Here is a 13269-nt window from a genome sequence, read left to right as displayed (position 1 = left end):
TCTCTCCGGCGTGGAGGTGGAGACGGGAATCGAACCCGTGTTGACGGCTTTGCAGGCCGCTGCCTCACCACTCGGCCACTCCACCGAAAAGGTATCGAGCCCGGTGAGGACTCCTGGCTCCTCGATCCCTCCGAGCGGATGACGGGATTCGAACCCGCGACCCTCACCTTGGCAAGGTGATGCGCTACCAGCTGCGCCACATCCGCACTGCTCCCCGGCTCGCTGTTGCTCACCGCGTTGCGAGAATGAACATTAGCCGAACCCGATCTTGGAACACAAATCGGGGGTCGGAAATGCACTCCACCTGCGTGGACACCCTGATTCGGGGTTCCGCGAGCCCGCGCGAACCGGCCCTCGGGAGGTGCGTCGGCGCCGCGCTGACGCGGCACCGGCATCTCGCCGACCCCGAATTGGGGCCACGGGCCCGGCTTGCTACAGTATTCCGGTGCCGATCGAGATCAGGCCACGCGCGGTCCTATAGCTCAGTGGAAGAGCGCTCCGTTCACACCGGAGAGGTCACTGGTTCGAACCCAGTTAGGACCACAACACACACGCAGCCCCCGCCCCGGTGACCGCCGGGCGGGGGCTGCGTCAGTATCCGGGCAGCCCGCCGCGTCGGGTCAGGCCTCTCGTGCGGCGAGGGCCTGTTCCAGGGCCTGTTCGAACACCTCGACGGGCTGCGCACCGCTGACGGCCAGCCTGCCGTCGAAGACGAAGAACGGCACCCCGTTCACGCCGATCCCGCGGGCCGCCTCGATGTCCTCACGGACCCGCTCGCCGTACCCGTCCCCGGACAGCAACCGGCCGACGGCGTCGGCGGGCAGCCCCGCTCCGACGCCGAGGCGCCCGAGAACCTCCGGGTCGGAGAGTCGCTCGCCGTCGGTGAAGTAGGCGCGGCGCAACGCCTCGTCGACCTCGTCCGCCTTCCCGTGGTCTGCGGCCAGCGCCGCCAGCCGATGGGCGTCGAAGGTCGAGGAGATCGTGGCGGACCGCCAGTCGAACTCCAACCCGAGTTCCCGGAACCGTCCCGCCATCTTTTCCTGCGCGGCCTCGGCCTCCGCCAGCGTCATGCCGTACTTGCGCGAGAGCATCTGCGCGCCGGACTCGTCGACGCCGCTCTCGCCGTGCCGCGGCGCCGAGGGGTCGAGTTCGAAGGCCCGCCAGGCCACGTCGACCTCCATGTCGGGATGGTCTACCCGGAAGGCCGCCAGCGCGGCCTCCAGGTGGCGTTTGCCTATCCAGCAGAACGGACAGACCACGTCTGACCAGATGTCTATGCGCATGGCGGGTACAACGGCTCGAGGCGGTCCGGGATTCCGCGGGCCGCCGGGTAGCATGGACCGGCCCAGGTCCGTCGCCGGAGCTGGTGCGCCCGTCACGGGTGGCCCACGGCCACCCGTCGTCCACTGCCGAGGAGATCTCCCCCCGTGTCCGAGAACCGCATGCCGGAAACCGACGTCGATGCGACGGGTGCGGGCACCGTGACCACCACCGTCATCCCGGCGGGGGAGCCGGCGGGCAAGATCCTCGCCGAGCGTGAGCTCCAGTCGAGGAGCGGCCCGGATACCGTCGTGGTGGTGCGCGACCCCGGGGGCGCGTTACGCGACCTGTCGTGGGCGCCCGAGGCGGACACCGAGGTCGAGCTCGTCCGCGCGGACACCGAGGACGGCAGGTCCGTGATCAGGCACTCCTGCGCCCACGTGTTGGCGCAGGCCGTCCAGGACAAGTTCCCCGAGGCCAAGCTGGGGATCGGCCCGCCGATCGAGAACGGCTTCTACTACGACTTCGACGTGGCCGAGCCGTTCACACCCGAGGACCTCAAGGACCTCGAGAAGCGGATGAAGAAGATCATCAAGTCGGGCCAGCGTTTCGCCCGGCGCGAATACGCCTCACTGGACGAGGCCCGCGCCGAGCTCGCCGGTGAGCCGTACAAGCTCGAGCTGGTGGAGGACAAGGGACGGGCGGACTCCGGCGACGCCGGGGGCGCCGAGGCCCTCGAGGACGCGGAGATCATGGAGGTCGGGGCCGGCGCACTGACCGCGTACGACAATCTCAACCCGCGCACTGGCGAGGTGGTCTGGTCGGATCTGTGCCGGGGGCCCCACACCCCCACCACCAAGTTCATCCCCGCGTTCACCCTCACCCGTTCCTCCGCGGCGTACTGGCGCGGGGACCAGAAGAACGCCGGCCTCCAGCGCGTCTACGGCACGGCGTGGGAGAGCACCGAGGCGATGGACGCCTACCTCGATCGCCTCGCCGAGGCGGAGAAGCGGGACCACCGCCGGTTGGGCACGGAGCTCGACCTGTTCAGCTTCCCGGACGAGATCGGCTCCGGCTTCCCGGTGTTCCACCCCCGTGGCGGGATCATCCGCAACGAGATGGAGCAGCACTCCCTCAAGCGGCACCTGTCCGCCGGGTACTCGCTGGTCAACACCCCGCACGTGACCAAGGGCGACCTCTTCCGCAAATCGCAGCACCTGAGCTGGTACTCGGAGGGCATGTTCCCCCCCATGGTCCTGGACGCGGAGTACGACGCCGACGGCAAGGAGACCAAGCCGGGGCAGGACTACTACGTCAAGCCCATGAACTGCCCCATGCACAACCTGGTCTTCGACTCCCGCGGCCGGTCGTACCGTGAACTGCCGCTGCGGATGTTCGAGTTCGGCACGGTGTACCGGTACGAGAAGTCGGGCGTGATCCACGGACTCACCCGCGCGCGCGGTTTCACCCAGGACGACGCCCACATCTACTGCACCGAGGATCAGATGGAGGGCGAGATCGCCTCCGTGCTGTCCTTCATCATCTCGCTGCTGCGCGACTACGGCCTCGAGGACTTCTACCTCGAGCTGTCGACCAAGGACCCCGAGAAGTATGTCGGCGGTGACGAGATCTGGGAGCGGGCCACCGAGACGCTCGAGCGGGTCGCCACCAACTCGGGCCTCGAGCTGGTCCCGGACCCGGGCGGGGCGGCCTTCTACGGACCCAAGATCTCGGTCCAGGCTCGCGACGCGATCGGCCGCACCTGGCAGATGTCCACGGTGCAGCTCGACTTCAACCTCCCCGAGCTGTTCGACCTCACCTACAACGCCGCCGACGGCACCAAGAAGCGCCCGGTGATGATCCACCGCGCGCTCTTCGGGTCCATCGAACGGTTCTTCGCCGTCCTGCTCGAGCACTACGCCGGGCTGTTCCCGGCGTGGCTCGCGCCCGTGCAGGTGGTGGGGATCCCGGTGGCCGAGGCGCACGAGAAGCATCTCGAGGACGTGATCGACGAGCTCCGCGGCCGGGGTATTCGCGCCGAACTCGATCTGGCCGACGAGCGGATGCAGAAGAAGATCCGCAACCACACGACCGGCAAGGTGCCGTTCATGCTGCTCGCCGGCGACCGGGACGTGGAGGCGGGCGCGGTGAGCTTCCGATTCCCCGACGGCACCCAGCTCAACGGGGTGTCCCGGAACGCCGCGATGGACAAGATCGTCTACTGGGTCAACTCGCGGCGCAACGACGTGCCCACGGCGGAGCGGGTGTGACGCCCCGGGAGCCGACCCCGACGGACGGGTACCGCCAGTACGGGGTGGGGGAGGACCGTCTGCAGCTGCTGTGGACCCCGTACCGGATGTCGTACATCGCGGAGTCCTCGCCCGAGCCCGCCGAGGGTATGACCGGGGAGCCCTTCCTCGACATTCCCCGGATGAGCGACGAGGACGGCCTGATGGTCGCCCGTGGCGCCCATGTCTACGTGGTACTCAACCTGTACCCGTACAACCCGGGACATGCCATGGTGGTGCCGTACCGCAAGGTGGCCGACCTGGAGGATCTCGACGACGACGAGGCGCGCGAGCTCATGTCGTACACCCAGCAGTTGATCCGGGTCGTCAAGGTCGTATCCCGACCCGATTCGTTCAACGTGGGGCTCAACCTGGGCAGTGCCGCGGGGGGTTCGCTGTCGGATCATCTGCACCAACACGTCGTGCCACGCTGGATCGGCGACGCCAACTTCATTACGGTGACCGGCGGAACCAAGGTGCTGCCTCAGTTGCTCCGTCAGACCAGACAACTGCTGGCCGAGGCGTGGTCGACGGTGCCCGGGCCCGACCACACCTGAAAAGCGGGGGAACAGATGCTGAGCGAGTTCGGAAGGTCGGGTGTCACCAAGGTGGCACACCCCTTCGCGACGTTCCTGGTCCGGATCGGGGTCACCGCGAACGGCATCACCCTGGCCGGGCTACTGCTGACCTGTGCGGCTGCGGTCGCGCTCTTCGGCAACGGCCATCTGGTCGCCGGGGCGATCGTGATCGCCCTGTGCACCCTGCTCGACCTGGTCGACGGCGCGGTCGCCCGGGCGGGTGACGGCGGGTCCCCGTACGGCGCGCTGGTCGACGCGGTCTCGGACCGGGTGGCCGACGGTGTGATCCTCGCGTCCCTGCTGTGGTGGCTGGTGGACGCCGAGCCGGACAACAAGTACGCGCTCGGCATGCTGTTGGCGTGCCTCGTGCTCTCCCAGGTCGTGTCCTACTCCAAGGCCCGCGCGGACGCCGGGGGGCTGCGCACGCCCGGCGGTCTCATGGAACGCGCCGACCGCCTGGTCCTGATCCTGCTGGGTGCCGGCCTGGAGGGACTCGGTGTGCCCTGGGCCCTCGAGGTGGCGATCACGGTGGTCGCGGTGGGCAGTCTCATCACGGTCCTCCAGAGGGTGTGGGGCGGACGTGCCGACCACCTCGGGCGGCTCGACCGGCTCGGTTCACCGACGGCGGGCGACCGATGACCCGGCTGGGCCAGCGGGCCTCGGACCTCGGGTACGCCGCGGGGTGGGCTCTTGTGCGCGCGCTTCCCGAACCGGTGGCACGGGCCCTGTTCCGGACCGGCGCCGACGTCGCCGCCCGACGTCAGGGGGAGGACTCCCAGCTGCGCAAGAACCTGTCCCGGGTCCTCGGGGTCACCCCGGCGGAGGTCCCCGACGACCTCGTCCGCGACTCCTTCCGGTCCTACGCACGCTACTGGCGTGAGGCGTTCCGTCTGCCCTCGATGGACCGCGAGGCCGTGGCCAGGGAGATGGACCGAACCATCGAGGGCGTCGACCACCTCGACGCGGCGCTGGCCCGGGGGCGCGGGGTGATCGTGGCCCTTCCGCACTCGGCCAACTGGGATCTCGGCGGGACATGGCTGGCACGGCGGTACGGCACCTTCGCGACGGTCGCCGAGAGGTTGGAGCCGGAATCCCTCTACCAGCGTTTCCTCGAGTACCGGGAGAGCCTGGGGTTCACCATCTATCCGCACACCGGTGGCGCGACGCCGCCGCTCGAGGCACTCCGCGAGTTCCTCGCCGGGGGCGGCATCGTGTGCCTGCCCGGCGAGCGGGACCTCCGTCGGACCGGCGTCCCGGTGACCTTCTTCGGTGAGACCACCCGCATGCCCGCAGGGGCTGCCAGGCTCGCCGTCGAGACCGGGGCGCCGTTCCTCGTGGCGCAGTTCTGGTATTCCGACGAGGAGACGATGCGGGTGCGGATCACCCCGCCCATCGACGTCTCCGGCGGCGTGGAAGCGTCCGTGCAGGCCATGGCCGACCTCTTCGCCGAGGGGATCGCCCGCCACCCGGCGGACTGGCACATGCTCCAACCCCTGTGGCTGGCCGACCTGTCCGCCGACCGACGCGCGCGGATCGAGGGCTGATCGACTCGTGCGCATCGGCATGATCTGCCCCTACTCCTTCGATGCGCCGGGCGGCGTCCAGGCCCATGTGGTGGATCTGACCGAGGAGTTGCGTCGCCGCGGTCACACGGTCCGGGTGCTCGCCCCCGGCCGCCCCGAGAACGCACCGGTCTCCGGGATGACGCTGACCGGCCCGGGGGTCCCGATCCCGTACAACGGGTCCGTGGCCCGGTTGAGCTTCGGCCCCGCGGCCTGGCGGACCACCCGCCACTGGTTGCGCAGCGAGCCGTTGGACGTGTTGCACATCCACGAACCCAACGCGCCGGGAGTCGGGATGTTCGCCCTGGCCATGTCCTCGGGACCCATCACGGCCACCTTCCACACATCCACATCCGGCTCGATGATCCTCGGTGCCGCGGACGGCGCCCTCGCACCGCTCCTGGAGAAGATCCGCGGTCGGATCGCGGTGTCGACCCTCGCCCGGCGATGGCAGATGGAGGCCCTCGGATCCGGCGCGGTCGAGATCCCCAACGGGGTGGACGTCGCGGCGTTCCGCGGGGTCGACGCCACGGCCGAGCGATCCGGTTCACCCACCGTGGCGTTCCTGGGACGCTACGACGAACCGCGAAAGGGAATGGACGTCCTGGTCTCCGCGCTCCCGGCTGTGCTGGAGGCCGTACCCGACCTCCGGTTGCGCATCATGGGTGACGGCGACGAGCGGGCACTGCGGGACCGGTTGCCGTCGGGTCTCGACGTGGACTTCCTCGGTCGTGTCGACGACACCCGCAAGGCCGCGGTGCTCGCGGCCGCGGACGTCTACTGCGCACCCAACACGGGCGGGGAGAGTTTCGGGATCGTCCTGGTGGAGGCGATGGCGTCCGGCACCGCCGTCGTGGCCTCCGATCTCGACGCGTTCCGCCGGGTCCTGGGAGACGGGGACTGTGGGGAGCTCGCCCCGGTGGGGGACCCCGATGGCCTGGCCACCGCCCTCGTCCGCGTGCTCGGCGACGACGGCCACCGGGCCCATCTCTGCGCGCGCGCCTCCGAGGCGGTCCGGGAGTTCGACTGGCCGGTCGTGGCGGAGCGGGTGATCCGCGTGTACGAGACGGTCCGTGGACCGGGGGAGACGATTCGTGTCCGCTGAAGCGATCGTCCTCGTCGTCGCCCTCGTCATCCTGGCGGTGACCGCCCTGCTCGCCGCCTACCTCACCGCACACCGTCTCGACAGACTCCACATCAGGACGGACCTGGCACGGTCGGCACTGATCGGCGCCCTGGAGCGCCGCCACACGGTGACGGCGGCGATCATCGCCGAGCTGGGCGGCCGGGACCCCGCATCGGCGCAGCGGTTGTCGCACGCCCTGGCGCTGGCCCGCGCCCATCCGACCGGTTCGGTCACCGGGACCGACCCCCGGCCTGAACCGGACCCGGCCCGGCCCGACCCGACAGTGGACGGCGGTGCACCGGACGTCGAGAGGGCGGAGAACACCCTCGGCACCCTGCTGTCCGGGCTGGACGTCGCCGTGCTGCCGGTCGACCTGGCCGCCGAACTCGAGGACGTGTCCGACAGGGTCGCGATGGCGCGGAGTTTCTACAACGACGCGGTCCGCGATACCAGGACCCTGCGCGAGAAGGGGACCGTCAGGGCGCTCCGACTCGCGGGGCGCGCCCCGATGCCCGACTACGTCGAACTCGTCGACCACCCACACGCGGGAGGCTGACCCGGCGCGGTGGGGCGGCGGTTGGGGAACCGAGGTCAGGGCGACCTACACTGGACGCCTACCACGAGTCATCGACGCCAGGAAAGGCCTATTTCGTGAGCGAGCCGCAGTCCACCGAGAACACCACCGGAACCGCACGCGTCAAGCGAGGTATGGCCGAGATGCTCAAAGGTGGCGTCATCATGGACGTCGTGACCGCCGAGCAGGCGAAGATCGCCGAGGACGCCGGCGCCGTGGCCGTCATGGCCCTCGAGCGGGTCCCCGCGGACATCCGCGCGCAGGGTGGCGTCGCCCGGATGAGCGACCCGGACCTCATCGACGGGATCATCGAGGCCGTCTCCATCCCCGTGATGGCCAAGGCCCGCATCGGCCACTTCGTCGAGGCCCAGATCCTCCAGGCGCTCGGCGTGGACTACGTCGACGAGTCCGAGGTCCTCACCCCGGCCGACTACGCCAACCACATCGACAAGTTCGAGTTCACCGTGCCGTTCGTCTGTGGCGCCACCAACCTCGGCGAGGCGCTGCGCCGCATCACCGAGGGCGCGGCGATGATCCGCTCCAAGGGCGAGGCCGGTACGGGTGACGTGTCCAACGCCACCACGCACATGCGCAAGATCCGCCAGGAGATCCGCCGCCTGCAGAACCTGCCCGAGGACGAGCTCTACGTGGCCGCCAAGGAGCTCCAGGCGCCGTACGACCTGGTCAAGGAGGTGGCGCGCAACGGCAAGCTCCCCGTGGTGTTGTTCACCGCCGGCGGCATCGCCACCCCCGCCGACGCCGCGATGATGATGCAACTCGGCGCCGAAGGCGTGTTCGTCGGCTCGGGCATCTTCAAGTCCGGCAACCCGTCCGAGCGCGCGAAGGCGATCGTCAAGGCCACCACCTTCCACGACGACCCGGAGACCCTGGCGAACATCTCCCGCGGTCTGGGCGAGGCCATGGTGGGCATCAACGTGGACGACATCCCGGAGCCGCACCGGCTCGCCGAGCGGGGCTGGTGACCCGCCGGTGGCCAAGATCGAGGACATCCTCGCGATCGAGCGCATCGACCGGGATCTCTACCGTGGTCACCCGATCGAGACCCACCTGCAGCGCACCTTCGGCGGCCAGGTCGCCGGTCAGACCCTGACCGCCGCGGTCAGCACCGTCGACGACGACAAGCACGTCCATTCGCTCCACGGCTATTTCATCCGGCCCGGGATCCCGTCGGCTCCCACCGTCTTCCAGGTGGACCGGCTGCGGGACGGTCGGAGCTTCGCCACCCGGCGGGTCACCGCGATCCAGGAGGGCGAGCCCATCTTCTCGATGTCGGCCTCCTTCCACCTCCGCGACCAGGAGGGGATCGAGCACCAGGATCCGATTCCGGACGTGATCGACGCCGAGGAGATCCCCGCGCCGCGGTACGAGGACCTGGACGAGACCCACCGTGTCTTCGTGGACGAGTGGGCGCAGTGGGACATCCGGATGGTGCCGCCCGAGAAGCTCCGCGGATCCTCGCAGATCGCCTCGCAGCAGCGGGTGTGGTTCCGGTGCGTCGACGAACTGCCGGACGACCCCAACTTCCACGTGTGCACGCTCGCCTACATGTCGGACATGACACTGCTCAGCTCGGCCAAGGTCATCCACCCGGATGAGCCCACCCAGGACGCCTCCCTGGACCACGCCATGTGGTTCCTGCGCCCGTTCCGGGCCGACGACTGGCTGCTGTACGACCAGACGTCCCCCTCCGCCTTCGGCGGCCGCGCCCTCACCCAGGGTCGCATCTTCGACCGGACGGGGCGCCTCGTCGCGGCGGTCACCCAGGAGGGGTTGTCGCGTCGCCTCCGGGAGGGTGCGCAGCCCTTCCCAGTGGACCTGTCGGGCAGCGAGACCGACCGCACCGGTGCCGCCCGCGGGGACGCCGGTTCCCGCGGGGGCCACAGGTGAGCGCGGCGAATCGCCCCCGGATCGGCGTGCTCGCCCTCCAGGGCGACGTCGCCGAACACCTTCGCCACCTGGAGACCGTCGGGGCGGAGGCCGTCACCGTGCGCCGCCGATCGGAGCTGGACACGGTCGACGGGCTGGTGCTGCCCGGCGGGGAGTCGACCGCGATGAGCCGTCTGCTCGACGTGTACGACATGTACCAGCCGGTGTCCGAGCGGATCTCGGGCGGGATGCCCGTGTACGGCTCGTGCGCGGGGATGATCCTGCTGGCCTCCGTGGTGCTCGACACCCGCCCGGACGCCACGTGGTTCTCCGCCATCGACATGACCGTCCGCCGCAACGCCTTCGGCCGGCAGGTCGACTCGTTCGAGGCGGACCTCGTCGTCGACGCCCTCGGCCCCGACCCGTTTCGGACGGTGTTCATCCGGGCACCGTGGGTGGAGACGGTGGGTCCGGACGTCGAGGTACTCGCCGGCGTACGCGCCTCGGACGGCGAGGATCACGTCGTCGCGGTGCGCCAGGGCAACGCGCTGGCCACCTCGTTCCACCCCGAGGTCACCGACGACGTGCGCGTCCATGGGTACTTCCTCGACATGGTCAGGGCCGCGACCTCGTAGAGTGGGCCGTCAGCGACACCCGTAAGTCACCCGGAGGTCATCCAGGCCTCTCCCCAGACACCCCGGAGGGCGGAACTCCCCATGTCAGGCCATTCCAAGTGGGCCACCACCAAGCACAAGAAGGCGGCGATCGACTCCAAGCGCGGCAAGCTCTTCGCCAAACTCGTCAAGAACATCGAGGTGGCGGCCCGCACGGGTGGCGGCGACCCCGACGGCAACCCGACGCTGTTCGACGCCATCCAGAAGGCCAAGAAGAACTCGGTCCCGGGCGACAACGTCGAGCGCGCGCGGCGGCGCGGCGCGGGCGAGGAGGCCGGCGGCGCCGACTGGGAGACCATCATGTACGAGGGCTACGGCCCGAACGGCGTGGCGATGCTCATCGAGTGTCTGACGGACAACCGCAACCGCGCGGCCATGGAGGTCCGGACGGCCATGACCCGCAACGGTGGCAGCCTCGCCGACCCGGGCTCCGTGGCCTACCTCTTCGCCCGGAAGGGTGAGATCGTCCTGGACAAGGGCGAGCTCGAGGAGGACGACGTCCTGATGGCGGTGCTCGAGGCGGGGGCCGAGGAGGTCAACGACCTCGGCGATCGCTTCGAGGTCATCTGCGAACCCACCGACCTCGTCCAGGTCCGCACGGCGCTCCAGGAGGCCGGGATCGACTACGACTCGGCCGAGTCGGGCTTCCGGGCCTCCGTCGAGGTCACCGTCGACTCCGAGGGGGCGGGGAAGATCTTCCGCCTGATCGACGCGCTCGAGGACTCCGACGACGTCCAGAACGTCTACTCGAACGTGGATATCCCCGACGACGTGCTGGCGGCCCTGGACTCCTGACGTCCGCGTCGCTGGTAGGGTCTCGAACGTAGGTTCTACCACTGGTCGGCGGAGGTTCGATGCGCGTCATGGGAGTGGACCCCGGGCTCACCCGGTGCGGTCTGGCGTTGATCGAGACCGCACCGGGTCGCGCCGTCACCGCTCTCGACGTGGACGTGGTGCGGACGAGTGCGGACGAACCGCTCGAGCGTCGCCTGCGGGCGGTGCACGAGGTGGCCGACGAGTGGATGGCCGTTCACCGCCCCGACGTGGTGGCCATCGAGCGCGTGTTCGCCCAGAACCAGGTGTCCACCGCGATGGGGACGGCGCAGGCGGCCGGGGTCGTGGCCATGGCCGCGGCGTACCGGGACATCCCGGTGGCGTTCCACACCCCCTCCGAGGTCAAGGCCGCCGTCACCGGCAGCGGCCGCGCCGACAAGAAGCAGATGACCCTGATGATCACGCGGATCCTCGGCCTCCAGAAGCCCCCGAGCCCGGCGGACGCCGCGGACGCCCTCGCGCTGGCGGTCTGCCACAGCTGGCGGGCGCCCATGCAGGGCAGGGTGGCCGCGCTCGACGCCCAGGTCTCGAGGTCACGGGCGGGGTTCCAGGCCAAGGTCGTCAAAGGCAGGGCGGCGGCGACCGAGGCCGCCGACGCCGGCCGGACCCGGGGCGGGAGCGGTTCCGCCGATCAGGAACGCGCCCGGGCAGCGGCACGGGCGATGGCACGAACGAAGGGAGTGCGCTGGTGATCGCCTCGATCAGGGGGAGAGTGGCCGAGATCGGTCTGGACCGCTGCGTGGTGGAGGCCGGCGGTGTCGGCGTCCTGGTCCACGCGACGCCGGCCGCGCTCGCGGGCCTGCGGCGGGGAGACGAGGGAACCCTGCACACCGAGCTGGTGGTGCGCGAGGACTCCCTGACCCTCTACGGCTTCGATTCCGTGGATGCACGTCGCCTCTTCTCGACGGTCCAGACGGTCTCCGGTGTCGGCCCGCGTCTGGCGCTGGCCATCCTGGCCACTCTCGAACCCGACCAACTGGTCAGAGCGCTGGGAACCGAGGACGTGAAGGCGCTCACGCGGGTTCCCGGGGTGGGCAAGCGCACCGCCGAGCGGATGGTGCTCGAACTCAAGGACAAGGTCGGCCCCGTGCACGACACCGCGGGCGGCGGCGACGGCCCGGGGATGCCGGGTGGCCCTGCGGCGACCGAGGTCGCCGGCGCGCTCGAGGGACTGGGCTTCTCCGTCACGGAGGCGGAGAAGGCCGCCACCGCCGTCCTGTCGACGGATCCGGACCTCGGCCCGGCGGAGGCCCTGCGGTTGGCGCTGCGTTCGCTCGGTAGGCGCTGATGACGGGGCCGTACGGGCACGGGGACGAGGAGCCGTACACGCCGGGGGCCGGTGACGGGGTGGACGTCGAGTTGTCCGCGACGTCGACCCCGTTCGACTCCGATGTCGAGGGCGCCCTGCGCCCGCGGAACCTGGGTGAGTTCATCGGGCAGGAGACGGTCCGCGAGCAGCTCGAACTGGTGCTCACCGCGGCGACCCGACGCGGTGTGGTCCCTGATCACCTGCTGTTCTCCGGGCCTCCGGGCCTGGGAAAGACCAGCCTCGCCATGATCGTGGCGGCCGAGCTCGGCGGGTCGCTCCGCATCACCTCCGGGCCCGCTCTCGAGCGACCGGGGGATCTCGCCGCGATGCTCTCCAACCTCATCGAGGGCGATGTCCTGTTCATCGACGAGATCCACCGCATCGCGCGCCCGGCGGAGGAGATGCTGTACCTCGCGATGGAGGACTTCCGCATAGACATCATGGTGGGCAAGGGTCCCGGTGCCACCTCGATCCCCCTCGAGATCTCCCCGTTCACGCTGGTCGGTGCCACCACGCGGTCCGGAGCGCTCACCGGCCCGTTGCGGGATCGTTTCGGGTTCACCGCGCACATGGACTTCTACTCGGACGCGGACCTGGCCAGGATCGTGGCCCGGGCGGCCGAGATCCTGGAGATCCCCGTGGAGCCGGAGGCGGCGATGGAGATCGCCGGGCGCTCCCGCGGGACGCCCCGGATAGCCAATCGCCTGCTCCGTCGCGTCCGCGACTACGCGGAGGTCCGGGCGGACGGGCGGGTCACGGTCCCCGTCGCGCGCGCAGCACTCCGCGTCTACGAGGTCGACGAATTGGGCCTGGACCGGCTCGACCGTGCGGTCCTGCGTGCGCTGCTGGTCCAGCACGAGGGCGGGCCTGTCGGTCTGAGCACGCTCGCGGTGGCCGTGGGGGAGGAGTCGAGCACTCTGGAAGAGGTCTGTGAACCGTTCCTCGTCCGTGCCGGGTTGCTCGCCCGCACCCCCCGGGGTCGGGTGGCCACCGCGGCGGCGTGGGAGCACCTGGGGCTGCGGCGCGCGAATCGTGACGCGGAAGAACCGATGCTGCCGGTGGAGACAGAGACGGGACCCGGCCCGCGCGGGTGACCACGTAGGTGGCATCCTCGAACGAGATCGGTCCGCTGCCCGGACCCGACACCTTCGGACCCCGAATCGACGGGTCCTGAACC

Annotated in this window: 14 protein-coding genes and 3 tRNA genes; 14 read left to right on the top strand and 3 right to left on the bottom strand. The window is 70.2% G+C overall.

What is annotated here, in order from left to right:
* Window positions 1-11: 11 nt before the first annotated feature.
* Window positions 12-85, bottom strand: a tRNA-Cys gene (locus ABIE38_RS04980).
* 48 nt (window positions 86-133) lie between these two features.
* Window positions 134-206, bottom strand: a tRNA-Gly gene (locus ABIE38_RS04975).
* Between the two features lie 265 nt (window positions 207-471).
* Between ABIE38_RS04975 and ABIE38_RS04970 the strand changes: the two genes are divergently transcribed.
* Window positions 472-543: transfer RNA gene (locus ABIE38_RS04970), tRNA-Val, on the top strand.
* Window positions 544-620: 77 nt separating this feature from the next.
* Here the strand turns inward: ABIE38_RS04970 and ABIE38_RS04965 are convergent.
* Window positions 621-1283: a DsbA family oxidoreductase gene (locus ABIE38_RS04965; RefSeq protein ID WP_354054299.1), complete on the bottom strand. Its 663-nt coding sequence runs from the start codon at window positions 1281-1283 to the stop codon at window positions 621-623.
* A 159-nt stretch (window positions 1284-1442) separates the two neighbouring features.
* Here ABIE38_RS04965 and thrS point away from each other — a divergent pair, with 159 nt between their 5' ends.
* The 13 genes from thrS to ruvB all read left to right on the top strand — a co-directional run bounded on the left by thrS (window position 1443) and on the right by ruvB (window position 13186).
* A complete protein-coding gene (thrS, locus tag ABIE38_RS04960) occupies window positions 1443-3530 on the top strand; it encodes a threonine--tRNA ligase (RefSeq protein ID WP_354054772.1) in 2088 nt (695 codons plus the stop codon).
* Window positions 3527-4105, top strand: a complete 579-nt coding sequence (locus ABIE38_RS04955) for an ATP adenylyltransferase (RefSeq protein WP_502914717.1) — start codon at window positions 3527-3529, stop codon at window positions 4103-4105. The genes thrS and ABIE38_RS04955 overlap by 4 nt, the downstream gene beginning before the upstream one ends.
* A 15-nt stretch (window positions 4106-4120) precedes the next feature.
* Window positions 4121-4765, top strand: coding sequence for a phosphatidylinositol phosphate synthase (gene pgsA, locus ABIE38_RS04950; protein WP_354054298.1), 645 nt, complete (start codon window positions 4121-4123; stop codon window positions 4763-4765).
* Window positions 4762-5670, top strand: a complete 909-nt coding sequence (locus tag ABIE38_RS04945) for a phosphatidylinositol mannoside acyltransferase (RefSeq protein WP_354054297.1) — start codon at window positions 4762-4764, stop codon at window positions 5668-5670. Before pgsA ends, ABIE38_RS04945 begins: the two co-directional genes overlap by 4 nt.
* A 7-nt stretch (window positions 5671-5677) precedes the next feature.
* Window positions 5678-6793 carry a glycosyltransferase family 4 protein gene (locus tag ABIE38_RS04940; RefSeq protein ID WP_354054296.1) on the top strand — a complete coding sequence of 372 codons (1116 nt, stop codon included), beginning with the start codon at window positions 5678-5680 and terminating at the stop codon, window positions 6791-6793.
* Window positions 6783-7370 carry a LemA family protein gene (locus ABIE38_RS04935; RefSeq protein ID WP_354054295.1) on the top strand — a complete coding sequence of 196 codons (588 nt, stop codon included), beginning with the start codon at window positions 6783-6785 and terminating at the stop codon, window positions 7368-7370. The genes ABIE38_RS04940 and ABIE38_RS04935 overlap by 11 nt, the downstream gene beginning before the upstream one ends.
* A 95-nt stretch (window positions 7371-7465) precedes the next feature.
* The gene (gene pdxS, locus ABIE38_RS04930; RefSeq protein WP_354054294.1) at window positions 7466-8371 is read left to right on the top strand and encodes a pyridoxal 5'-phosphate synthase lyase subunit PdxS; all 906 of its coding nucleotides are present in this window, start codon (window positions 7466-7468) and stop codon (window positions 8369-8371) included.
* A gap of 7 nt (window positions 8372-8378) precedes the next feature.
* Entirely contained in the window at window positions 8379-9296 is a 918-nt protein-coding gene (locus ABIE38_RS04925; RefSeq protein WP_354054293.1) for an acyl-CoA thioesterase, read from the top strand.
* On the top strand, window positions 9293-9910 hold the full coding sequence (gene pdxT / locus ABIE38_RS04920) for a pyridoxal 5'-phosphate synthase glutaminase subunit PdxT (protein ID WP_354054292.1): 618 nt from the start codon (window positions 9293-9295) through the stop codon (window positions 9908-9910). Before ABIE38_RS04925 ends, pdxT begins: the two co-directional genes overlap by 4 nt.
* Window positions 9911-9991: 81 nt before the next feature.
* Window positions 9992-10744, top strand: a complete 753-nt coding sequence (locus tag ABIE38_RS04915; RefSeq protein WP_354054291.1) for a YebC/PmpR family DNA-binding transcriptional regulator — start codon at window positions 9992-9994, stop codon at window positions 10742-10744.
* Window positions 10745-10803: 59 nt separating this feature from the next.
* Window positions 10804-11475 carry a crossover junction endodeoxyribonuclease RuvC gene (locus ABIE38_RS04910; protein ID WP_354054290.1) on the top strand — a complete coding sequence of 224 codons (672 nt, stop codon included), beginning with the start codon at window positions 10804-10806 and terminating at the stop codon, window positions 11473-11475.
* Window positions 11472-12071, top strand: coding sequence for a Holliday junction branch migration protein RuvA (gene ruvA / locus ABIE38_RS04905; RefSeq protein WP_354054289.1), 600 nt, complete (start codon window positions 11472-11474; stop codon window positions 12069-12071). Before ABIE38_RS04910 ends, ruvA begins: the two co-directional genes overlap by 4 nt.
* Window positions 12071-13186 carry a Holliday junction branch migration DNA helicase RuvB gene (gene ruvB / locus ABIE38_RS04900; protein ID WP_354054288.1) on the top strand — a complete coding sequence of 372 codons (1116 nt, stop codon included), beginning with the start codon at window positions 12071-12073 and terminating at the stop codon, window positions 13184-13186. Before ruvA ends, ruvB begins: the two co-directional genes overlap by 1 nt.
* The last annotated feature ends 83 nt before the right edge of the window (window positions 13187-13269 follow it).

The sequence above is a fragment of the Dietzia sp. 2505 genome (assembly GCF_040546785.1).
Classification (GTDB): Bacteria; Actinomycetota; Actinomycetes; order Mycobacteriales; family Mycobacteriaceae; genus Dietzia.
This window is presented reverse-complemented; position numbering and strand designations above follow the sequence as displayed.